At 43.6% G+C, this 23,071-nt stretch carries 17 protein-coding genes; 4 read left to right on the top strand and 13 right to left on the bottom strand.

Features of this window, described 5'->3' with window-relative positions; all coding sequences use genetic code 11:
• Nucleotides 1-48: 48 nt before the first annotated feature.
• The 4 genes from ACHUET_RS04750 to yajC form a co-directional block, all read right to left on the bottom strand.
• Nucleotides 49-1,458 (bottom strand): MATE family efflux transporter, encoded by a 1,410-nt coding sequence (locus ACHUET_RS04750; protein ID WP_394211069.1) that lies wholly within the window; start codon nt 1,456-1,458, stop codon nt 49-51.
• A gap of 235 nt (nt 1,459-1,693) precedes the next feature.
• Complete coding sequence (secF, locus tag ACHUET_RS04745; protein ID WP_394211067.1) at nt 1,694-2,956, bottom strand: protein translocase subunit SecF; 1,263 nt, start codon at nt 2,954-2,956, stop codon at nt 1,694-1,696.
• Nucleotides 2,957-2,965: 9 nt separating this feature from the next.
• Entirely contained in the window at nt 2,966-4,843 is a 1,878-nt protein-coding gene (gene secD, locus ACHUET_RS04740) for a protein translocase subunit SecD (RefSeq protein ID WP_201601012.1), read from the bottom strand.
• A gap of 390 nt (nt 4,844-5,233) precedes the next feature.
• A complete protein-coding gene (gene yajC, locus ACHUET_RS04735; RefSeq protein WP_058024991.1) occupies nt 5,234-5,512 on the bottom strand; it encodes a preprotein translocase subunit YajC in 279 nt (92 codons plus the stop codon).
• 599 nt (nt 5,513-6,111) lie between these two features.
• On the opposite strand from yajC, the gene ACHUET_RS04730 reads away from it, so the two are divergent.
• From ACHUET_RS04730 to ACHUET_RS04720, 3 genes are all read left to right on the top strand, one after another.
• Nucleotides 6,112-7,341 carry a hemolysin family protein gene (locus tag ACHUET_RS04730; RefSeq protein WP_394211066.1) on the top strand — a complete coding sequence of 410 codons (1,230 nt, stop codon included), beginning with the start codon at nt 6,112-6,114 and terminating at the stop codon, nt 7,339-7,341.
• Between the two features lie 274 nt (nt 7,342-7,615).
• The gene (locus ACHUET_RS04725; protein ID WP_394211065.1) at nt 7,616-8,110 is read left to right on the top strand and encodes a hypothetical protein; all 495 of its coding nucleotides are present in this window, start codon (nt 7,616-7,618) and stop codon (nt 8,108-8,110) included.
• Between the two features lie 145 nt (nt 8,111-8,255).
• Nucleotides 8,256-11,282, top strand: a complete 3,027-nt coding sequence (locus tag ACHUET_RS04720) for a LysM peptidoglycan-binding domain-containing protein (protein WP_394211064.1) — start codon at nt 8,256-8,258, stop codon at nt 11,280-11,282.
• 145 nt (nt 11,283-11,427) lie between these two features.
• Here the strand turns inward: ACHUET_RS04720 and ACHUET_RS04715 are convergent, their stop codons facing one another.
• Both ACHUET_RS04715 and ACHUET_RS04710 read right to left on the bottom strand, forming a co-directional pair.
• Nucleotides 11,428-12,633: a transglycosylase SLT domain-containing protein gene (locus tag ACHUET_RS04715; RefSeq protein WP_394211063.1), complete on the bottom strand. Its 1,206-nt coding sequence runs from the start codon at nt 12,631-12,633 to the stop codon at nt 11,428-11,430.
• A 1,023-nt stretch (nt 12,634-13,656) separates the two neighbouring features.
• On the bottom strand, nt 13,657-14,493 hold the full coding sequence (locus tag ACHUET_RS04710; RefSeq protein WP_394211062.1) for a Nif3-like dinuclear metal center hexameric protein: 837 nt from the start codon (nt 14,491-14,493) through the stop codon (nt 13,657-13,659).
• A gap of 353 nt (nt 14,494-14,846) precedes the next feature.
• Between ACHUET_RS04710 and ACHUET_RS04705 the strand changes: the two genes are divergently transcribed.
• Complete coding sequence (locus tag ACHUET_RS04705) at nt 14,847-16,169, top strand: S1C family serine protease (RefSeq protein WP_201547355.1); 1,323 nt, start codon at nt 14,847-14,849, stop codon at nt 16,167-16,169.
• Nucleotides 16,170-16,288: 119 nt separating this feature from the next.
• On the opposite strand, the gene yfaE is transcribed toward ACHUET_RS04705, so the two are convergent.
• From yfaE to nrdA, 7 genes are all read right to left on the bottom strand, one after another.
• The gene (yfaE, locus tag ACHUET_RS04700) at nt 16,289-16,558 is read right to left on the bottom strand and encodes a class I ribonucleotide reductase maintenance protein YfaE (RefSeq protein WP_201600991.1); all 270 of its coding nucleotides are present in this window, start codon (nt 16,556-16,558) and stop codon (nt 16,289-16,291) included.
• 170 nt (nt 16,559-16,728) lie between these two features.
• Nucleotides 16,729-17,862, bottom strand: coding sequence for a class Ia ribonucleoside-diphosphate reductase subunit beta (gene nrdB, locus ACHUET_RS04695; RefSeq protein ID WP_057759544.1), 1,134 nt, complete (start codon nt 17,860-17,862; stop codon nt 16,729-16,731).
• Between the two features lie 86 nt (nt 17,863-17,948).
• Nucleotides 17,949-18,317 carry a hypothetical protein gene (locus tag ACHUET_RS04690; RefSeq protein WP_394211059.1) on the bottom strand — a complete coding sequence of 123 codons (369 nt, stop codon included), beginning with the start codon at nt 18,315-18,317 and terminating at the stop codon, nt 17,949-17,951.
• Between the two features lie 36 nt (nt 18,318-18,353).
• Nucleotides 18,354-18,641, bottom strand: a complete 288-nt coding sequence (locus ACHUET_RS04685) for a type II toxin-antitoxin system RelE family toxin (RefSeq protein ID WP_394211057.1) — start codon at nt 18,639-18,641, stop codon at nt 18,354-18,356.
• A complete protein-coding gene (locus ACHUET_RS04680) occupies nt 18,631-18,882 on the bottom strand; it encodes a type II toxin-antitoxin system Phd/YefM family antitoxin (protein ID WP_394211056.1) in 252 nt (83 codons plus the stop codon). The genes ACHUET_RS04685 and ACHUET_RS04680 overlap by 11 nt, the downstream gene beginning before the upstream one ends.
• Before the next feature lie 435 nt (nt 18,883-19,317).
• Nucleotides 19,318-20,313: a hypothetical protein gene (locus ACHUET_RS04675; RefSeq protein WP_394211055.1), complete on the bottom strand. Its 996-nt coding sequence runs from the start codon at nt 20,311-20,313 to the stop codon at nt 19,318-19,320.
• 146 nt (nt 20,314-20,459) lie between these two features.
• Nucleotides 20,460-22,736, bottom strand: a complete 2,277-nt coding sequence (gene nrdA, locus ACHUET_RS04670; protein ID WP_394211053.1) for a class 1a ribonucleoside-diphosphate reductase subunit alpha — start codon at nt 22,734-22,736, stop codon at nt 20,460-20,462.
• Nucleotides 22,737-23,071 lie beyond the last annotated feature (335 nt).

The raw sequence follows: 23,071 nt of genomic DNA, 5'->3' as shown, positions 1-23,071 counted from the left end.
CTGTATGATAAACGACTGTGTGATCAGTGGCTGTACAATAAAAAGTGCTTAAGCCTCTGGCTGTAGTCTCTCATAACTACCTGATTGATGAGCACGGTACAAAAATCCGCCCAATATAATTAGCCTCAATAGCAGTAGGCACCATACACTCAGCCAAATTCCAGTCATATCCCATTGCTGATAAAGCAGCCAGCTCAATGGAAAGAAAATAGCAGCTAATATCAGGGCAGCATTACGAATCACATTGCCTGCTGTCAAACCAAAAAATATACCATCCAACCAATAGGCTCCAACACCCACGAGGGGTAGCAACACTGCATATAGGTGGTACTCATAGGCGAGGGCAAATACCGATTCAATGTTGGTCATAAAATCTAGATAAGTTGGCATTGCAAGCCACCAGATAGCACTTAACATAATGGCAAGCCCGTAGCTGACGACGCCTGTACGCTTGATGATAGTACGAAAACGCGGCCAATCACGTCGACCAGCGGCTTGTCCGCTCAAGGTCTCAGCAGAGACTGCGACGCCATCAAGCGCAAAGGCGGAGATGCTTAGTACTTGTAATAAAATAGCATTAGCTGCCAGTATGACATCGCCACTTTGGGCAGACAGTCGAGTAATCCAAGCAAAACTGAGCGTCAAAATAAGGGTGCGCACAAAAATATCTTTATTTAAAGAAAATAGCCTAAGTATTTTTTCTTTTGTAAAATGCTGTCTATCAGCTTTGAATAACGCAGCCCAAGATATTTTTAGATGATGACGACTGAGCCACAATGCCAATAATACACCTAACCAAAATGCAATAGTCGTACCCAGCGCCACACCGACCAATCCCATTTGCATGATAAACACAAAAAATAAGGTCAGCACAATGTTGAGGATAGCGATAAATCCTTGTTGGTAGAGCATGTATCGCGTTTTACCTTGTCCTGCAAACCATCCAATAAATGCAAAATTCATCAGTTCGGCTATGACGCCCCAAAAGCGGACATCTAAGTAAGTTTTGGCAGCAAGACCACTCTCAGAATTGGCAGATAATGCCTGTAAACCAACATTGATCAGCCACGGTTTGGCCAGTAGCAAAACTGCGCCGATTAAGAAGGCTAATAACAACGCGCGCTGTAAAATAGACAGTAACGGTGAGGCTGTTGTCGCATTATGGTTGTTGTTGTCAGCATGATTGGCTAGCTGTCCTAATGCTTGTGCGGACAGGCCAGACGAGGCATATTGCAGAAAGTTAAAGCTGACAAGTAACAAGGATAGCAGCTGTATCGCCAAGCCCATACCAGCGAGTTTGGCAGTATCATTCATATTGCCCACAATGGCCGTATCGATAACACTTTGCAATGGCATGGCGAGATTGGCGAGTAGTACAGGCAGGGCAATCGCAATGATACGCTTATAGCTTGTATCGATAGGCGGCATGGCATTAGGTATTGAGGAATTCGCTGACATTGTTGGCTCGTTTATACTGAGGCGATAAAGAGGGCAAGATATTATTTAATCTGTGGCAAAACAGCAGTGCGATACAGTTGATATGTGAGGCAAAATAGCTATAAAGACAAAAGCACCTAGACTCACTATTCACGAGTCAGGTGCCTTTGTTCAATCATCATTCGCATTTAACAAGTGATGATTTTAAGCTTCATAACACACTAGGTTAGTGCATTATTTTTTTAGTAACTGTCTATTAGACATTGTCTTGTTCAAACATCTTTGGATCATTAAAAGTGACAATCTCTTCTTCGAACTCTGGTTTCACTTTCACAATAAAGTCATCACGCGATAGACCCATACGTAATGGAATCGAGCTTGCGATGTAGGTCGATGAATACGTACCTGCTAGCAAACCAATAAATAATGCGACTGAGAACCAGTATAGCCCTTCACCACCCAAGAACAACATGGCTAAAACGACCAATAAAACTGTTGAGATGGTCATAATAGTACGGCGTAGGGTTTCAGTCAAAGACAAGTCAATCGTCTGCTCTGGTGTAATACCACGGACGCGGCGGAAGTTTTCGCGGATACGGTCATAAACAACAATCGTATCGTTCAATGAATAACCAATCAACGCCAATACAGCAGCCAATACCGTTAAATCAAACGGGAAGCCAAATAGCGCAAATACACCAATGGTGACCACTGCATCGTGAAACAGCGATAATACGGCACCTAACGATAGTTTGAACTGGAATCGTAAGGCAACATAACCAAGCATACAAACCAATGCCAACACCAATGCCATAACGGAGTTTAGATAAATCTCGTTACCCACTTGGCTACCAATAATATTGACGTTACTGATAGTAGCGGTATTATTAGGTAACGCTAATGCTTGAGTTAGGTCAGTATTCAGCCCGTCCACATTATCAGACTGGGGCGGCAAACGTACGAGTAGCTCTTCACGCGTACCTAAATACTGTACAACCGCATCATCAAAACCATTGTCTGCCAATGCTTGAACAACGGCAACCTGTTCGACAGGCTGCTCATAACGAATGTCTGCTGAGACACCACCAGTAAAATCAAGACCTAAGTTCAAGCCGTTGACGGCAATAGCAATGATACTACCGATCACCATAAACAAAGATAGTAGCGCCATTGGCTTTTCTATCTTCATAAATGGAATGATACGTTGATTACCAATGGCTTTAATGCCACCTTCAGCGACTGCGGCCGCATCATCAGCGGCGTCGCTTGACACTAGATTAGGTTCAACAGTGGTCGCGAGTGCTTGATTGTCTTTACCAGCTTGACCTTTACCGCCACGACGGCTGCTACTTTTACCGGATTTCGCTGTAGTCGGGTTGTTGGTTTTGGTATTGCTACCTTTCCCATCACGGCGTGGTTTGTTGCGGCGGCGGGTACTTGCAGTAGTCGCATCACCGTTTGAGCCATTTCGATCAGGGTTATTCTGCTGTTCTAAAGGGTTATTATTTTCGATCGCCATAATGTTCTCCTAACCGATGCTCAGACTTTTGATGGATTTACGCTTACCATAAGCAATTTGTACCAGTGCACGCGTCACCAAAATGGCGGTGAACAGTGAGCTGACAATACCAATAGCTAGCGTAACCGCAAAGCCTTTAATCGGACCCGTACCAATCGCAAATAGGATAAACGCGACCAATAAGGTTGTAATGTTGGCATCAAAAATACTACTAAATGCTCGATCAAAACCTGCCACGATGGCGGATTTTGGCCGTACACCATTGGCAATCTCTTCTCGTATCCTCTCAAAGATCAGTACGTTGGCATCAACCGCCATACCAATGGTCAAGACGATACCAGCAATACCAGGTAGCGTCAGTGACGAACCCAAAATTGACATAATCGCAATAATAATAATAACGTTCACTGCCAATGCTACGTTGGCAATCACACCAAACAAGCGATAGAAGATGATCATAAATGCAAAGACTAATAGATAGCCGACCTGCGTAGAGAATAAGCCTTTATCGATATTTTCTTGACCCAATGATGGGCCGATGGTACGTTCTTCTACAAAGTACATCGGTGCGGCAAGTGCGCCTGAGCGTAGTAGTAGCGCAAGCTCAGCGGCTTCAGCAGTGCTATCAAGACCAGTAATACGGAATGATGAACCCAGTACCGCTTGAATGTTGGCGCGGTTGATGACTTTGGTTTCAGCGTAAGGCGTGCGTACTTCAGTCGTCTCACCAGTTGCTGGATCTTCTTCGTAAGTGATTCTTTGCTTGTTTTCAATGAACAATACAGCCATCTGTTTACCAACAGCGGTGCGAGTGGCATTTTGCATCAGCTTGCCGCCAGCGCTGTCCAAGGTAATGCTTACTTCCGGTAGACCACTTTCATCTAGGCCAGTCTGTGCATTGGTCACTTTATCACCTGTGACAATCGCTTGGCGATCTAGCAATACTGGTGGACCATCGAGTGTCTCAAATGGGAATGCTTCAGTACCTGCTGGAGGAATACCGCCTGTATAGGTATCAGCGTCTTCTGCTACCATACGGAACTCAAGGTTGGCAGTACGGCCAAGGACACGTTTTGCCTCAGCAGTATCTTGTACACCAGGCAGCTCAACCACGATACGGCTTGAGCCTTGAGATTGTACTAGTGCTTCAGTCACACCCAGCTCAGCAATACGATTACGTAGCGTTGTTAAGTTCTGATTGACCGCATAGCTATTGATCTCGTCAAGCGTGGCATCGTTATATGACAACACCAATGCAGGACCTTGGTTATCAATAGAAGACTGCAAGTTGAAAGTGTTACTCATCGAGCCTTGCAAGATGTTTTGCGCGCGATTACGGGTATCTGTATCAGCAAAATGTAATACGACGCCGCGATCTTCAGTTTTTATACCTTTAATCGCCACTCGCTCAGCACGCAAATCACGTCGCATATCGCGACTGGCACTGTTCAAGCGCTGTTCAAGTGCCTTGTCCATATCGACTTCTAGTACAAAACGTACACCACCGCGTAAATCAAGGCCAAGTTTCATCGGTCTGGCACCGATATCACGCAGCCACTGCGGGGTCGTTTGTGCTAAGTTGAGAGCGACTACATAGTCCTCACCCAAGTTTTGACGTAGTACTTCTTGCGCTTTTAGCTGATCGACTGGGTTGTTAAGACGTACCAGTGCACTGTTGCCCTCAAACGTACCATTATGATTTTCTAGACCTGCCTCTTCGAGTAAGCTTTGAGACTGGGTCAAGATACCTTCAGACAATTGCGTGCCAGCTGCTGCGCTCGTAATCTGCACGGCAGGTTCGTCAGGGTATAAGTTAGGAGCAGCATATAGACCGGCAATGATGAGCACGACGGCAATAAGTAAGTATTTCCAAGCGGGATATTGCATAATCACTTCTTTAAGTTGATAAACGACTGGCGACGTGAGCCACAAGTTAGCAGATGGGAAGTTAGCGACAGCAATGGTCGACTGCCATATTCAGCAGGCTCCATTACGATCATCCGCGGTGATAGTAAAATATAAAACAGTAATGCAAATAATACAGACGTATCTTTATCGAGTCACCAAAAATATCATTGGCGAAACAGGCAAAGTCAATATATCTACAGGCTAGGCTAGCTTATATAGCAGCCGTACCTTACTACCTTAATAGCGACTACCTTAATAGCGAAAAATGACCGTAAATGATATACGGTCATTATTTGGTCATTGCACCCAGTGGTGATACGACCATTAAATTACTACCGATAAAGCTCAGTAATAATTAAACGTTTTCGATTAAACGCTTTCGATCGTACCAGCAGGCAATACTGAAATAACAGAAGCACGTTGTACTTTTACATCAGTGTTGTTGTTTAAGCTTACGACGGCATAATCGCCTTCTATCGCTTTAATACGACCCATCAAGCCACCAGCAAAGATGATTTCGTTGCCAGCAGTCAATGCATTGACCATTGCACGGTGCTCTTTGGTACGTTTAGACTGTGGACGGATAACCAAAAAGTAAAAAATGGCAAAAAAGGCAACAGGCAATATAAGTTGACCGAACTGTTCCATATTTCTCTCTCAATAAAGGATAGGTAAAAATAAAATTAGACGCATAGTAACAAAAAATCCTAGACTTGGTAACTGTTAATCATAGACGGGGCACGTTTTTCTTAGTGCTATGTCATGCTAACTTGACGTCAAATACAGTCAGATACCACTCAGCCAAGGATTCACGCTTCAATAGATTCATATCAGCAAAGATAAAATGCCAAATGATAAGCCGAAGAGAGGCGTTGACTAATAATGAGTATGGAGGCAAAACGCAACAATAAAAAGTGTCAAAAAATAAAAACTTAAAAATAGCGACTTATTGTGCATTGGTATCATCAATGCTACTATCAAATGGCAATGATTGCCTGCATTTAGTATGCTGTCTATAGAAGCATAATATCGCTTTAAAACAGTGACTAAGTCAGCTTTGAGCGACTATGAATATTGATTAATCGATACTCTATATCACATTGTCAATCGACATGGTTTGCTCGTTACAACATATTCCCTTTTCTCTTTTTAGGTTACCTAACTTGTTCACCACTTTTATGTTTGTACCTCGTTTATGTCGTCCGCGTGCTCATCGTAAAGACGCATCTGCAGAGCCTCCCCCGAGAATGACTACTAGTTCTCGATTTGGTTATACTTCTTTGTCAGCACTATCTGCATTGGCAATTCTTATGCTACCGCAGGCAGTGTGGGCAGCTGGTGCTGTAGAAACACCAACTGCTGTAGCAGCACCAACCGCACTTAGCGTAGCATTATTGATATTTTTTGTGGCTGTTGCTATCGGTATCTCATTTGTGTGCTCTTTATCAGAGGCCGCATTACTGAGCATGACACCATCCTATATTGCGGATGTGCAAGAAACGAATCCAAAAAAAGCAAATATGCTAAGACGCTTAAAGGTCGATAATATTGACCAATCGTTGGCCGCTATTTTAACGTTGAATACCGTTGCCCATACACTTGGCTCTATCGGAGCGGGTGCTCAGGCTACGATTGTGTTTGGTAGTGCTTGGTTTGGACTGTTTTCTGCCATTATGACGTTGGCTATCTTGTTTTTGTCTGAGATTATCCCAAAGACACTTGGAACGGTATATTGGCGTCAGTTAAGTGGTATGGTTGCTTATTTCGTGCGCGGTATCATCTTGCTGCTTTATCCGCTTATTTGGATTTCGGAGCGGCTAACGAAACTGCTGGTACGTGGCAAAGAACCACAAGCATTTAGCCGTCGTGAGTTTGCTGCGCTTGCTAGTATCGGTGAAGAGTCAGGTCAAATCGATCCACTAGAGTCGCGCATCATTCGCAATCTACTAGCGTTCGGCGCGATTAAAGTCGAAGACATTATGACCCCGCGTTCGGTGATGCTCGCATTTGAAGAAAACAAAACAGTGGCTGAGTTATTGGTTGATCGTCCAAAGCTCACGTTTTCTCGATTGCCCATTTATGATGGTGATCTAGATAACATTACTGGTTTTGTTTTAAAAACTGACATGCTATTGGCAAAAGTCAACCATGCCATGCACAAGCCTTTAACGCAGTTCAAAAGAGACATTACGTTTGTATTTTCTAAAATGAAACTGTTTGATTTATTGGAGCTTATGCTAAAAAACCGTATTCATATCGCAATTACGGTTGGCGAATACGGTGAAGTCAAAGGGCTTGTCACGTTAGAAGATGTGTTTGAGACATTATTAGGTCTTGAGATTGTCGATGAAATAGATCGCGTGGAAGACATGCAGGCTTTAGCTCGACAGATGATGGACAGACGCGTAGAGCGTTTGGGTATGAAGCTCAGTGATGATGAGCAGTATGAAGATAGCAATAGTGAAAACAAATTCTAGCGTTATCGATTGAATACTATTGCTATTATCACGACCAAAGTTGTTGAAATCAGAGGATATAATAACCTTCGATTCAAAGAACGGCTTTTGTGAGCATCCTGTGCTTTTATATTCGCAATAATTACACAGGGTGTCACACAACTGTGAGAATTCAATGATAGGCTCGGCCTATTATATGAGTACGCTTATACCAATATACTGCTAAACTAGATGCTATAAAGACACTCCTTGCCAATATATGACAATAACGAAAATAGCATCGCTAAGGACTATCATGAAACGACTATGGGGAAAGAGCTTAATGGCTCTATTACTGAAGGGCGCTAGCATAACTGCGATAGTAGCAGTGGCCAGCACAGTGAGTATCAGTGCGCAAGCTGCCACCATGACCGAAGCTTTGGTGCAAAACTACGCCGCAGCAATGAAATCATCTGCAAATAGCCAGAGTATCAATCAAGTCGCGCGTCTGGTATCTGACGATGCGTTGATTTCGTTATCCAGAAAAGGTAAATCTACCAGCTTAGACAAAGATGCATATTTGAAGCTATTGCAAAACAGCTGGAATGATACGTCTAATTATCGCTACGATATTTCTGTAGATAACATCGTTATTACAGGAGATCAGGCCAAAGCCAATGTAACGACAAATGAGAGCTGGACGAAAGACGGTCAGCAAACATCATTTGTTACGACATCTCGTGTAACGCTGACGGTATCTACTGGTAACGCTGTATTACTACGTGCAGTATCACAAGTAGCTATTAACTAAGTACTGGTCAATACAATCTGTTAGATACTAATAAAAATGATTATTAGTATCTTTTATATTAGGCTGGTCTTTACTTTACATTGCATACTATACTATCTCTCAACTTTGTCTTATCACTTTCTGTCGTTAGGAAACTTCCAATATCATGTCTACTGTGCTATCAAAATCTCGCTCGTTTGTTGCGTTACCATTGACGCTTGCGGTATCAACTTTACTTATCAGTGCGTGTAGCAACACCTCAACAGTAAAAAATAAAGGTGCAACCAATAGCTCAGCTGTTATTACCAAGCGTCCTGCTAATCAAGAGGCAACTACGGGTAGTGCGGATTATTCAACTGCGTTTTTGGATGCAGAGAGCTTGGATGAATTGGCAGATCTATTAGAAGCCACTGACATGACGATGGTGGAGGGCAACCAACTTGCTATTCAGCAGTATGGTGACCTATGGAATCGTTTACGTGCCGGCTACCGTATGAACGGCGGTAAGCCGATTTATAATCAGCGTATCGAAGGGCAAAAGAGTTGGTTTACCAGCAGACAAGACTATCTAAACCGTTTGACGGCGCGTGCCAGTCGCTACATTTACCATACGGTACGAGAGGCTGAGCGCCGCAACATTCCAACAGAGCTGGCGTTGTTACCAGTTATCGAAAGCTCGTACGATCCAAGTGGTACCAGTAGTGCAGCAGCGGCAGGTCTATGGCAGTTTATCCCAAGTACGGGTCGTATCTATGGTCTGAATCAAAGCAGCACCTATGATGGTCGCCGTGACGTTATCGAATCAACGCGCGCCGCTTACGACTTTTTGACCGCGCTACACAATCAGTTTGGTAGCTGGGAGCTGGCATTAGCCGCCTATAATGCAGGACCTGGTCGTATCCAAAAAGCGATTGATGCCAATGCCGCACGTGGACTACCAACGGACTACTGGTCACTACAACTACCAACTGAAACCATGAATTATGTGCCGCGCTTTTTGGCAGTAGCCGAAATTGTGGCCAAGCCTGAACAGTATGGCGTATATCTGCCAGCTATCGCTAACCGCCAGCATTTCCGTAGTGTGCCGGTCAACTACGGTGTGAGCTTGTCTGAAGTATCACAGCTCACAGGCGTGAGTTATGATGAGTTAGAGCGACTCAACACTGCATTGACTTCAGGTCGTGTGGATTCTTCTGGGCCACAGCGCGTTATCATTCCTAATGATGTTAGCTTAAATGCTGATGCCAAACTGAGTCTATTGCGTGGTAATGGCACAGGCAATGTATTGGCTTCTAGCAATACAAGTACCCCAACCACAACGACACCAAGCTACAATAGCAAGCCATACACTTCGTCATCATTGCCATCCAGCAGTAGCGCATTGGCTGATTATGCTGCTAGCGCAAGCGTGCCTCAGCAAACGACGAGCTATATCTCACCGTCCGCTCAAACGACTAGCAGCTCTGTCTATAGTGGTAATGCCTCAGTACGTACTGAGCCGCCAATAACCAATGCAGAAACCAAAAAAATCAATGCTGAGCTCAAGAGCAGCAACAGTCTACCGACTACCTCAGCGCAGATTACTCAGAATAATACGATTGTCCAAGAGCCACCGCTTAGCAAAGAAGAGCGTGATTTCATTGCCAACCAAATCCGTAGCAATACCTCTGAGACCAACGTTATTAACGCAGATGGTAACATCAACCTATCAGCCGTACAGACGCAGCAGTCTATCTTAGAAGCAAGCGGTGAGGAGAAAAAGCTGAGCTTTGCTAAAACGTCAGTTAGTAAACCAAAACCACAAGGCACGCGTACCACTTATACGGTCAAACGTGGCGATACTCTATCGAATATCGCAAGCCGTGCAGGGGTAAATTGGCGTGATATCGCAGAATGGAACCAAATAGATGCCAGTGCCAACCTACTATCTGGCAGCACGTTATATCTATACAACGCCAAAACTATCGAGCCGCTAAGCGCTGCCAGTAACCCAGCCGCCAATCAGCCTGAAAGCTATGTTGTACAAGGTGGCGACACGCTTATTGGTACGGCTAACCGCTTTGGTTTATCGGTCACACAGCTTGCCAGCTACAATAACCTTAGTAGCCGTGCTGATCTGCTCAGAGGACAAAAACTCTGGCTAGTACCTGGTAAGGTAAAAGCGCCCGCCACAACACCTGCGGCACCATCCACCAGACCGAGTAAATCAAGCACTGCGACTAAGAACTATAAAGTAAAACCGGGTGACGGTCTGATTGCCTTAGCGCGTCAATTTAATGTATCGACAGACACGCTAGCTAGCCTAAATGGTATTAATAGCACAAGCTCACTGTATGTGGGTCAAACACTAAAAGTACCTGCCAGCGTTAATTTTGATGCGGCAAGCACTACAAGCTCTAGCAGTGCTAGTAATACAAGCTCAGTAGCGACCACTAGCTATAAAGTAAAATCAGGTGATACCTTGATCGGTATTGCCAATAGCGTGGGTGTTAGTGCAGCAGAAATCGCTGCTGTAAACAGTAACTTTGATGCAAGAGCGCGCCTACAACGCGGGCAGACGATTAAAGTACCGGTTTCAAAAGAGTTAGTTGATCGCCAACTGAATGATAAAGCCGTCAGTTATAAAGTCAAATCAGGTGATACGCTAACGGGTGTCGCCAAACGCTATAATATCGGCTTGAGCGATTTAGCCTCAGCAAATAACCTGAGTACGACGTCTAACTTGATATTAGGTCGTACCATCACTATTCCTGCGGGCGGTAGTGTGGCAAATTCTTCGGCTTCTACTAGTAGTCAAAGCAACAGTAATCAAAGCAACAGCAGTCAGAGTAGTAGCAGCTCTGCTAGCAGTAGTAAAAATAGCAGCACAGCAAGTACTGGTACTAAATTGGGCAATACTGAAAACTACAAGGTCAAATCTGGCGATGGCTTGATTGCCTTAGCTCGTCAGTTTGGTATCTCTGTAGAGGATTTGGCAGCGACCAATGACTTGGCAACAAACGCTCAACTACAGCGTGGACAAACTCTGAAAGTGCCAAAAGCGACAGTAAGCTACACGGTTGGCTCAGGTGATAGCTTGATTGGTTTAGCTCGTAAATATGGCGTATCAACCCAAGAATTGGCTGAGATGAATAATATCGCTGCTGATACTATGTTACAACGTGGTCAGCGTTTGACTGTTCCTAATCGTTAATCAGTAGCGTATTATCGAATGATATATACATAAATTTCGCCAATATAAATCGTAACGCATAAAAAAGCTGCTCTATATAAGAGCAGCTTTTTTTACGTAAAAATTGGGTGTCTTAATATATCTGATATCTAATGGAGTCTATTAACTAGACAGTTTGAGTTTTGATAGATTCAAGATAACTTCTGATGTTGCTAACATAGTGCATTGCTTGACCATAACGGCTGTTTGATGCTTTGTTGTCCGCCAAGTACGCATAAACGTTCGCCCAGCTCTTATCATCAATGCCTTGGTCGCGCAATTTGCGCTGAATGCTTTTCACCGCATTTGGACCCATATTATAACCAGCAAGTGCAAACCAGACACGATCAGTCTTGGGAACATCCGCGAAATCTGCTTTCATTTGCTCCAGATAACGAGCACCGCCGCCGATACTTTGATAAGGATCAACACGGTCTGACACGCCCATCGCTTTTGCAGTATTATTGGTTAGCATCATAAGGCCGCGTACGCCAGTCGGAGATACCGCATTGGCGTCAAGATGTGACTCTTGATAACCCATAGCAACCAACAATTCCCAGTCATGATTGTAATTGCGCGCTTGCTCTTCAAACGAAGACTGATAATCAGGCAGTTTTTCTGTCAGTGTTTTTTGGAAATGATCCTGACTATAAGCATCTTTTAGCAAATTCTGATTGTAGAATGCCGCTAATTTCTGTGTGTTTTTTAGCTTGATGCTATCGCACAAGAAATAGCTGGCTTTTTTGGACAGTGGATCATTAGGTGAGCTGAACGTCCAGCTGACTTTTGGATGCAGACCGTTTTTAGTCAAGCTTGAGTCGTAGCCACAGCTGACATTAATAGATGATAGATTGAGCTGGCTTTTTAGTTTGGTACTAGCCGTGGTCAACGCCATATCAGCGTCACCTGATCTCAAGGCCTTAAGTGCAGCCTCTTCATTGGCATAGGCTTTTAGATTGATATCCACACCAAGCTCGTCTGCATAGGTGCGCACGAGATCAAAGCCAAAGCCATGTTGGAAGCCATCAGTGGCAAAATAAGTACTATCACCTGGGACAGCGGCAATGGTCAAGGTGTTTTCCAGCATGACATTGGCATAGGCTGGTACCTTTGTATTCATTGTCGTTAGGCTCTGTGCAGGCAAAGAGAGCAGAGCGATACTGGATACTTGTGCCAGCTTCTTGGTTCTGGCAAAACGACCCGACGCAGTAGGGGTAGATGAAACGATGTTACTTTTGGTGTTAAGTAGGCGTTTAGATGGACGCAGTAAATGAGAAATACGGCGTTTGGCACCTTGCGCAGATCCTTTGACACGATAAGTAATACGTTGCATGGATGTCTCCTGATTTTAGCCATCCTTCTTACCGCAAAAACGCGTAAAAATACATGCACATCATTTGGCATGTACCAATACAACATTTCAGACGACATCATACTTTTGAATAAAATAAGTACCAGTCATCCTGCTTGATTATAGCGCCACTAGCATGCTCTCTCTAAGAGTTAGCGATGTGGATTTATGGGTCAGCCCGCTATCGATGTGTCGCTTATATGCTTAAAATAAAAGCATAAAACAGTCGTTTCAAAATCTGGACGCACGACTACACGAAGGATGTAAATCAGATGATTCCTTCATCGATAACGCAATATGGCTAATGGCCAAACAACTATATATCAAACATAGGTAAGGTCATGAGTAAGTTATTGAGACAACAACATCAAGCAAAGCGGTGAGGTAATGATTGGCCATTGAGACCAATATATTCATCTACTTTGATGATGCTAACTTTAATAACTAACGACACCTTGAGTGATTAGTAGTAAGGTGGCTAGCTGTTGAAGTTAATTGTCCAGCAATGAGGGCGGGCAACTCAGCCATATTTGATAGCTTATAAAAGTATGCTATCAAAAAGGTGGTGCAAAACTGTCATCGCGACACTAAAAATAAAAACACGGTATAAACCAAATATCGAGTGTATACATCGTGTCTTGACTGGCGACGTTCCAAAATTTCATTGCTCATAGAGCATAATAAAATTTCAGATAACCGCCAGTATTATTTTAGCGCCATAACCGGAAGCTGTAATAATGGGAAGTTTCATGACAAAACGTTCTTTCTTACAGGTAGTAATATGCGGTTACTGCTTGCATTATTCAAGTGGAGTTAAGAAAAAAGCGATAAAACTTAACAATTGCGATATAAACGGTTAAATTTAGCCATGTTATACGCGTGCCGGTCACAAACTTATCAATGACTCTTGCAATAACTGCCAAAATTGCGCCTATAATTGCTATTTATTCAGCCCATTACTTTTGTCCTAATCATTGCTATGTTATTGGCGATACATTGGAAATGCTAAGCTGGATTTTCAATATCAATAAAGGTGACTGGCAGTCCATATTCTTGGGCGACTATCTCTCCTAACGCTTGAATACCACCGCGCTCTGTCGCATGATGACCGCAGGCAAAATAATCAATACCCAGCTCACGAGCAATATGCGTGGTACGCTCAGAGATCTCGCCAGAGATAAATGCATCACAGCCCATAATGGAAGCCTGTTCGATCATATCTTGGGCACCACCTGTACAGATACCGACACGTTTGATCACTCTCTCACTATTGGCAGTCGTTTTCGCATTATTATCAGAGTGATGCTTATAATTAGACGAAATATGTAGTGGGGTACGACCGAGCGCTTGAGTAATCTTTGCGATCAGGCTATCAGCACTCTGCGGTGTGCAAGTGGCGATATTACCAACAGGGTGTGATTCGTTGGGGTAGAGCGCGCCAGTAATGGTCATATCTAGTACGTCTGCCAGTTTTGCATTGTTACCAATCACGGGGTGTGCATCAAGCGGCAAATGATAGCCAATCATAGAGATGCCATGTTGCATCAATTTGCGGATACGTCGACCTTTCATGCCTGTAATAGGCGCAGGTTCGCCTTTCCAAAAATACCCATGATGGACCATAATCGCATCGGCATTGTCAACGATAGCCGCATCAATCAGCGCCTCGCACGCTGTCACACCTGTGACGATACGCTGTATTGGACGACCGCCATCTACTTGTAGGCCATTTGGCGCGTAGTCTTTGAATGCATTAGCAGATAGATACTCATCACAGAATTGCGTCAATGCTTGTGCGCTGATACTTTTGGTTGAGGGTTCAATAGCCGTGTTTTGGGTCATTAGGTTTCCTTATTATTATTGCCTTGCAGTAATGCATTGTCATTCAAATATAGTGCTTCAAAAAAAGTTATTTAAAGACGGAGACTTATAAGAGATAAATAATTGACCATTATCTATCGCAAATGTCTGACAGCAGTGATTTTAACATGGCACTGTAAAAGAGTAGACAAGATGGATAACTGAAATGGTACACGATACGTTACTATTTCACGGCATTGCGGTTATAATTTATACATGTGAGTCTGCCCAGCTCTGGCTGTCAGTTGCCTAATCAAGCCATGATGGCCGAGTAGTCGCAGTTTTCTCACCTTATTTCTCACTGTCCGTCTGCATTAAATTTATAGAGGTTCTATATGTCGTCATCCCAGAACACCAATAACAAGGCGTCTTTATTAAAATGGTTACCTTGGGTATTATTGCTGCTAGTGTTAGTGGCGTTTATCTGGTTGTTCACGAGTATGAAGTCGACGTCGGAGGCCACGTGGGAGCCGCCGAGAACCCCGCCTGCGGAGCAGCAAGCGTCAGAACCTGTTGCGGATACACCAGCGCCCATCTCTTCTTATCATAATGCAGTTGCGCGTGCGTCGCAGTCGGTTGTCAATATCTACACCACACAAACGATGACCGAGCATCCTTATATGGATGATCCTGTACTGCGCCGGTTTTTTGAATATCATGGTGGCCCATCACAAGAGCAGGGCAATACCAATCTAGGCTCTGGTGTGATCGTATCAGAAGACGGTTATATCGTGACCAATGCGCATGTCATCGAAAAAGCGGATGAAATCACAGTCGCATTTAACGATGGTCGTAAGAGCCGCGCCAAAATTATCGGTACTGACCCTGACAGTGACCTAGCAGTGATTAAGGTCGATATGACGGGATTAACACCGCTTGGTTTCCGCGAAAATCCAATACGTGTAGGCGATTTGGCATTGGCTATCGGTAATCCATTTGGGGTTGGTCAGACGGTAACTCAAGGAATTATCTCAGCGACTGGGCGTACTGGACTGGGCGTCAATAAGTTCGAAGACTTTATCCAGACGGATGCGGCGATTAATCCAGGTAACTCAGGTGGCGCGCTGGTCGATGCTCGTGGTGAGCTAGTCGGTATCAACACGGTGATATTCTCGCGCTCTGGTGGCTCGATGGGTATTGGCTTTGCGATTCCTACATCATTGGTCGAGCAAGTAATGAATGCTCTGATCAAAGACGGCCGCGTCAGTCGTGGTTGGCTCGGTATTGAGATTCAGTCACAGCTACGTGACCCAACGCAGCTAGAGACGTCAACTGGCGTGGAAGTGCTAAACGTCATCGAAGGCAGTCCTGCTGCCAAGAGTGGTTTGCGTGTTGGCGATATCATCCTAACCATCGATGGTGTCGAGATGACTGATGCCAATACCTTGATCCAGTATGTCGCTCGTAAGCCACCAACGACAGAGCTGAATGCCCAGATATTGCGCCAAGGCAAAAACGCTCAAGTAAAAATAATGCTAGAGGAGCGTCCCGCACAAGAACCTATTGATCGTCCTGTCGTTCTACAAGGTGAGAGTATGGATGGGATGGGCGGCAGTATCCAAGGTGATGAGCAAGCACCTATGATGTCAGAAGCAGAGCGTGATCGCATGCGCGAAGAACTGATGAAACTGTTTGAGCAAGACTCCGTAACACAGTAAAGTGTATTGCTAAATTGCACAAAAAAGCGCGCTCCTTCTCTAAAAGGAGCGCGCTTTTTTATTGAGTTAAATTTTATTAAAGCTAATGTTTAGGCCAGTCTCTAGCCCTTACTATTCTGCTAAGGCTTTTCAATAAATTCATGATTGATGTAGATAACCCCTCGTACACGGCAACAGCAGGGTAGGATTTCATCGTCCTCAATCATGGCAAGCGGGTCAAACGGATAGTCGACCGTATGTGAGCTAGCAATACGCTTGACTCGGCAGCTACCACAGTAGCCCTCGCGGCATTGATAGTTCACATCATGTCCGGTGCGTAGCAATCCATCTAGCAGACTTTCGTCATCATGCAGATAAAACTGCTTTTTACTGGTCATTACCCAAGTCATCGTTAATCCTATTGGGATATGTCTGTGTTATTGCCATCCCTACTATTAACCCATAAGACGATTACAGCGGTAGAAATTATATAACTTCAAATATCTACCGCTCAAACCTTTATAATTCTAAGCTCTTATAGTTCAGATTTTTATAGCTCAAAGTTCTTACAACTCAGCTCTTATAATTCAAAGTCATCAAAATCACTGTCTGATAAATCAGAATCAATCTGACCAACCAAGTACGAGCTAATCTCAGTCTCTTGCGGTGCGACTTGCACATTGTCAGATGACAACCACGTGTTAATCCACGGGATTGGGTTTGATTTTGAATTCGGGAACGCCGCTGGCAAGCCGACCGTTTCCATACGCAAGTTAGTGATGTATTCGATATATTGGCAAAGAATGTCTTTGTTGAGACCGATCATTGAGCCATCTTTAAACAAATAGCCTGCCCATTCTTTTTCTTGCTCAGCAGCTTTACGGAAGATCTCGATACTTTCTTCATAACACTCTGCGGCAATCTCGACCATCTCAGGATCGTCACGACCATTACGCATGAGGTTCAGCATGTGCTGCGTACCTGTCAAATGCAGCGCTTCGTCACGAGCGATGAGTTTGATAATCTTGGCATTACCTTCCATCAATTTGCGCTCAGCAAAGGCAAACGAGCAGGCAAACGAGACATAGAAACGAATGGCTTCTAGGACGTTGACCGCCATGATGCATAGATACATTTGCTTTTTCAGTGATCTCAAATCAACCGTGACTTGCTCGCCATTGATATTATGCGTACCTGGACCGTACAAGCTATATAGCTGCGAGTTGCGATACAGCTCATCATAATACTGGGCGATATCAGAAGCACGGCCTAAGATGTGCTCGTTTTGCATAATGTCATCAAAGATAATATTTGGGTCATTGACGATATTACGGATGATATGCGTATAGCTGCGCGAGTGAATGGTCTCAGAGAACGACCATGTCTCAATCCACGTCTCAAGCTCAGGGATAGACACCAGCGGCAGTAGCACCACGTTTGGGCTACGACCTTGGATAGAATCGAGTAGGGTCTGATATTTGAGGTTGCTCAAAAATATATGCTGCTCATGCGATGACAGATTGCTAAAGTCGATACGATCGCGTGATACATCGACTTCTTCTGGACGCCAAAAGAACGATAGCTGCTTTTCAATCAATTGCTCAAAGATTGGGTGTTTTTGTTGGTCATAGCGCGCCACGTTGACGGGCTGACCAAAGAACATCGGCTCTTTTAGCGCATTGTTTGGCGTTTGAGAAAAAATCGAGTAAGTCATGGGACTGCCTTTATCATTGATATGGTTATGAAATTATACAAATTGGATATGATTATATTCTAAATTTTGGTCAATGGCTTTTTAGGTTAAAGGTTCTCTAGCGATATCTGTGATGACTCTTGCCCATCGTTCATATAGGCTTTGAATATTTCGCTCAGCTCACTATCATCTAATGCCTCTAATTCATCAAGTGCGCTTTTGCGTAGGGTACTGACATCAGACTCTTCTGCTGTTTTTACCTCTTTTTTAGCCGCTCTCGATACTGGCTTTTTGGCTGCTTTTGCCACGCTTTTTTTGGTGACAGTTGTCTTTAGTGCTTCATTTACACCTAACTGCTGACGCACCTCTGCAATATCAACATCGACTTGTACGATATGCGAGCCACCATCGTTTAGGTCTGAAAATACGTTTGGGATAAACAAACCACCGTCTTTGATGATTGCGGTATATTGCACATGACCTCCGTCGTTTTAGTTTTGTCTAGGTTTTGATTATGGTTGACGCGTCGCCAGACTGTCATATACTTTGTTGTTTTCTCTTTTACCGACTGCCAATACATAAACCACCACCACGTCATCTTTGACGGTATATACCAAACGATACCCTATGGTGCGGAATTTAATTTTATAAGTATCTGTGTGTCCAGAGAGTTTTGATGCAGGCACATGAGGGTTGGATAGTCGCTGCTGTAATTTTTTCTTAAACTGCTGCTGGATACTTGGCGCTATCTTTTTCCACTCTTTTAATGCTAACGGGTGAAACTCAAGACTATAAGTCATCTAAAGTTACCTTTATCGGTATCTGCCCATCATTTAACCGTGCGCTAACAGTCTGGCTTAATGCTATATCGTCCATCGCTTCCATCATGCGCTCAAAAACGTCTGTTGAGACCAAGTAAGCCACGGGTTTGTTGTGATTTAAAATCGCAATCGACTCACCATCTGACTGTTTAATTAAGGCAGAAGGATTGTTTTTTAGCTCTGAGATACTGGCTGTCTGTGTCGCAAATATTGGTTGCATGACGCACTCTCCGTTAAAATTATACTCTAAATATAGGGCTAATTTTAGCACGAAAATTAGGTCTTATTTGTCACTGTGTTAAATTTAAATATTTGCGGTAGCCAATCCCGCCTACCGCTTGTATCTGCCTAGTCGCTGGCGTGCAGTCTATCGTGTCTGACCGCATTCCTGTTGTCTCGATACTACGTTCAGCCTCAGACTGCATCGCCATCGTCGTCAGCAGGATATCGCTATAGTCGGGGCTAAAAAGCCTTGTTGGGGCATCTTTCTTTGTACTTAACGACTCTTCTGTTTGAGCTTAATTTGTAGGGCGCGCCTCGCGCACCTTACAAAATATCCGCTTTCTATGCTTTAGAGTAGGTTGGTGTCGAGGTACGAGACCCAACATAGACTCAAACCGTTGGGTTTCCTTCGTCAACCCAACCTACGTGCTGGTTAAATGTAAGGTGCTAACTTAGAACTAATTATTCCCAATACTATAGTAAGCAACACATTAAAAATAATTTTCATTACTATATTTCTTTTTCTAGAAATAGAGCGTTTAACCAGTTTCTCGTCTCCACGAGTTAGATTTAAATACGAATCTTGATAAAAGCTATCAATATATCTTTCAATTAAGCTTCCTATAAAACTTGAAGCCTTAAGCAAAAAGAAGAAGCTCACAAAAGATATAACAAAGAAACGCCCCCAAACTTGTGAAAATATATCTGGTAAAGTTTCAATAATAGATAAAAAACTATATACAGAGATTGCGCCTATGATAATTTGGAAAACCATAGGTATATGTTTAGACTTGGACTGAAAAAACTTCAAATATTTATTATTTGGAATAGAGTTACAACTGTCAATCCAATCATCAAAAGCTTTGACGAAATTTTTAGCAACAATATAATCGACATATTCAACACTAATATCAGCGGTGTTTGAGTGCACTAAAGCTAATAGGCCGTAAGGAATATATGAGGGAGCTTCACGTGCAAAAGTTTCGATTATTGCAAGCCTAGAATTTAATTTAATAGTTAAAGTATAAGACTGTGGTTTTTCTACTTCTGGTAACTGTATAGAAAAGCTATACTTTAAAACTAAATTTAAAGTCGTTTTACTATTGCTTGAGTTATATTTTTCAAACCTTTCGAAAGATGTAAACTCTTCTTTTCTGTCATTGTCGTAATATATAACGATAGCTTGGTTCTGAGCTATCGTATGGTGCACATCAGTAAGTTGTAATATCTTCTTATGTAATTGTTTTACTTCTTCAAAATCTATTAGTAAGTTATTTTTGTAATTCTTCGATATTTTTTCTGTTCTACCAGTTATCTGATGATATATAGCCTGATAGATTTTAGGTGTAATAAAATCATCACCATCAGCTACTTTTAATTTTCCATTGTTTATCTCATTGTTTTCAATACGTTCAACATTGTTTCGCAAATTAGTATTCCTCAGAATCTAAGCTCATTTTCGAGAACACTTATTCATACTCTTGTACCAATTAATAATCAACTAGTACAAGAGTATAGAAAATACATAAAGTGTTTAATACATTGATACTTTACTCATGATAGTATTTCTATTTTTTAGATTTTACATGCACCGCCAGCACAATCATCTTCCATATCCGCTTGGGCATCGTTCGCACCATCACGTGTGTTGTGGTAGTACAACGTCTTCACACCCATTTTATAAGCGTTTAGCAAGTCTTTTAGCAATATCTTCATCGGTACACGGCCACCAGCATAACGAACAGGATCGTAGTTGGTATTGGCAGAGATACTTTGATCGACGAATTTTTGCATGATAGCGACCAGCTTTAGGTAACCGTCATTGTTTGGCATTTGCCATAGTAGCTCGTACTGATCTTTTAGCTTATCAATTTCAGGCACGACTTGCTTTAGGATGCCATCTTTTGACGCTTTGATAGAGACCAGACCACGTGGTGGCTCGATACCGTTGGTCGCGTTGGCGATCTGGCTTGAGGTCTCAGACGGCATCAAAGCGGTTAGGGTAGAGTTGCGTAGACCGTGCTCAGTGATCTCGCCGCGTAGCGTTTCCCAATCGAGATGTAGCGGCTCTTGGCAGATTTTATCCAAGTCGGCTTTGTACGTATCAATCGGCAAGATGCCTTGTGAGTACGTGGTCTCATTGAACGCAGGGCAAGCGCCTTGCTCTTTTGCCAATTTGTTTGACGCTTTTAAGAGATAGAATTGCAATGCTTCAAACGTCTGATGGGTTAGACCAAGCGCGCTGTCATCTGAATAGCGTGCGCCATTCTTAGCTAAGTAATACGCATAATTGATTACGCCCACACCTAGCGTACGGCGACGCATGCTGCCATTTTGAGCCGCTTTTACTGGATAGTCTTGATAGTCGAGCAGGGCATCAAGCGCACGCACGATTAGCTCAGCTGGCTCTTCGATGTCGCTGACGTTGTTAACTTTACCCAAGTTGACCGCTGATAGCGTACAAAGCGCGATTTCGCCTTCTTCGTCATTGATGTTATCCAGTGGCTTGGTCGGTAGGGCGATTTCCATACATAGGTTTGACTGGCGAATCGGCGCAACCGTCGCGTCAAATGGGCTATGCGTGTTGCAATGATCGACGTTTTGGATGTAGATACGACCTGTGCTCGCGCGCTCTTGCATCATCAGGCTGAACAAATCTGCTGCTGGGATCTGACGGCTACGGACGTTAGGATCATTTTCGTATTTGGTATATAGCTCTTCGAATTTGTCTTGATCTTCAAAGAATGCATCATATAGGCCTGGCGTGTCACCTGGTGAGAATAGCGAGATGTCTTGGCCTTTGATGAGGCGCGTGTACATCGTTTTGTTTAACTGTACGCCGTAATCCATATGACGGACACGGTTGTCTTCGACGCCGCGGTTGTTTTTCAGTACCAGCAATGACTCAACTTCTAAATGCCATAGTGGGTAGAAAAGAGTCGCAGCACCGCCACGTACGCCACCTTGTGAGCAGCACTTAACGGCAGTTTGGAATAATTTATAGAACGGGATACAGCCAGTATGCTGCGCTTCACCGCCACGAATAGGGCTACCAAGGGCGCGGATACGACCTGCGTTGATGCCGATACCAGCACGCTGCGATACATAGCGTACGATGGCGCTAGTGGTTGCGTTGATTGAGTCTAGGCTATCACCACATTCGATCAGTACGCACGAGCTGAACTGACGCGATGGGGTACGCACACCAGACATGATAGGCGTTGGTAGTGAGATTTTGAATTCTGAGGTCGCATCATAGAAGCGTTTGACGAAATCAAGACGATCTGACTTGTCGTATTGGCTAAACAGACACATACCAACCAGCATGTACAAGAACTGCGGGCTTTCATAAACCGTTTTGCTAACACGATCTTGGACGAGGTATTTACCCGCCATTTGCTCAACAGCGGCATAAGCCAAGTTCATATCGCGCCAGTGATCCAGATACTCTTCTAACTCATCAAATTCAGCACGGCTATAGTCCGCTAGGATGTGCTGATCGTATTTACCAGCGTCAGTGAGTTTTTTGACATGGTCATACAGATGCGGCGGGGTGAATTTGTTGTATGCAATCTTACGCAGATGGAAGATAGCCAAACGCGCCGCTAGATATTGATAGTCAGGCGTGGTTTCAGAGATCAGATCGGCGGCAGACTTGATGATGGTTTCGTGAATGTCACGAGTCTTGATACCTTCATAGAACTGGATGTGCGACTTTAGCTCAACTTGCGATACTGACACATTTTCTAACCCATCAGCCGCCCACGCGATCACCTTGTGAATTTTGTCTAAATCAATAGGCTCTAAACGTCCATCACGCTTGGTTACTTGGATTTTATCAATATGTGTCATGCTGGCCTCTATTTTGATTGCTTATTGTGATGTCGCGCGCCAAAGCAGCGGCAGACATTCTTTATAACGCTGTTATGCTGGGTTGTGCTAGCTGTTTTTTAGGCAAAAAGCTACCACTACTCGTAGTGATGGTTAAAATCACTGAGTACTACATATAGCGTGTTTGTTAATTGGTAGGCACAATATAGCGGGAAAATTCTGAAAATACTATATTGATTTTAGGATAAAACTATGTTGCTACAAGGTTGTAGGCAGTCCAAATTTTGGCAAAGGACGATGGGATAAGGGTTAGACGCAAATGCGGTCAATAATAAATTTTTTGTAAAAATATAGCG

It is taken from the genome of Psychrobacter piscatorii, assembly GCF_043641605.1.
Taxonomy (GTDB): Bacteria; Pseudomonadota; Gammaproteobacteria; order Pseudomonadales; family Moraxellaceae; genus Psychrobacter; species Psychrobacter piscatorii_C.
Note: the sequence above shows the minus strand (reverse complement) of the source record. Positions and strands in the feature narration are given on the sequence as shown.

Coding starts and splice junctions, on each gene's coding strand:
- ACHUET_RS04750 (WP_394211069.1), bottom strand. CDS start 1,458: ATGTCAGCGAATTCCTCAATACCTAATGCCATGCCGCCTATCGATACA.
- secF (WP_394211067.1), bottom strand. CDS start 2,956: ATGGCGATCGAAAATAATAACCCTTTAGAACAGCAGAATAACCCTGAT.
- secD (WP_201601012.1), bottom strand. CDS start 4,843: ATGCAATATCCCGCTTGGAAATACTTACTTATTGCCGTCGTGCTCATC.
- yajC (WP_058024991.1), bottom strand. CDS start 5,512: ATGGAACAGTTCGGTCAACTTATATTGCCTGTTGCCTTTTTTGCCATT.
- ACHUET_RS04730 (WP_394211066.1), top strand. CDS start 6,112: ATGACTACTAGTTCTCGATTTGGTTATACTTCTTTGTCAGCACTATCT.
- ACHUET_RS04725 (WP_394211065.1), top strand. CDS start 7,616: ATGAAACGACTATGGGGAAAGAGCTTAATGGCTCTATTACTGAAGGGC.
- ACHUET_RS04720 (WP_394211064.1), top strand. CDS start 8,256: ATGTCTACTGTGCTATCAAAATCTCGCTCGTTTGTTGCGTTACCATTG.
- ACHUET_RS04715 (WP_394211063.1), bottom strand. CDS start 12,633: ATGCAACGTATTACTTATCGTGTCAAAGGATCTGCGCAAGGTGCCAAA.
- ACHUET_RS04710 (WP_394211062.1), bottom strand. CDS start 14,493: ATGACCCAAAACACGGCTATTGAACCCTCAACCAAAAGTATCAGCGCA.
- ACHUET_RS04705 (WP_201547355.1), top strand. CDS start 14,847: ATGTCGTCATCCCAGAACACCAATAACAAGGCGTCTTTATTAAAATGG.
- yfaE (WP_201600991.1), bottom strand. CDS start 16,558: ATGACTTGGGTAATGACCAGTAAAAAGCAGTTTTATCTGCATGATGAC.
- nrdB (WP_057759544.1), bottom strand. CDS start 17,862: ATGACTTACTCGATTTTTTCTCAAACGCCAAACAATGCGCTAAAAGAG.
- ACHUET_RS04685 (WP_394211057.1), bottom strand. CDS start 18,641: ATGACTTATAGTCTTGAGTTTCACCCGTTAGCATTAAAAGAGTGGAAA.
- ACHUET_RS04680 (WP_394211056.1), bottom strand. CDS start 18,882: ATGCAACCAATATTTGCGACACAGACAGCCAGTATCTCAGAGCTAAAA.
- nrdA (WP_394211053.1), bottom strand. CDS start 22,736: ATGACACATATTGATAAAATCCAAGTAACCAAGCGTGATGGACGTTTA.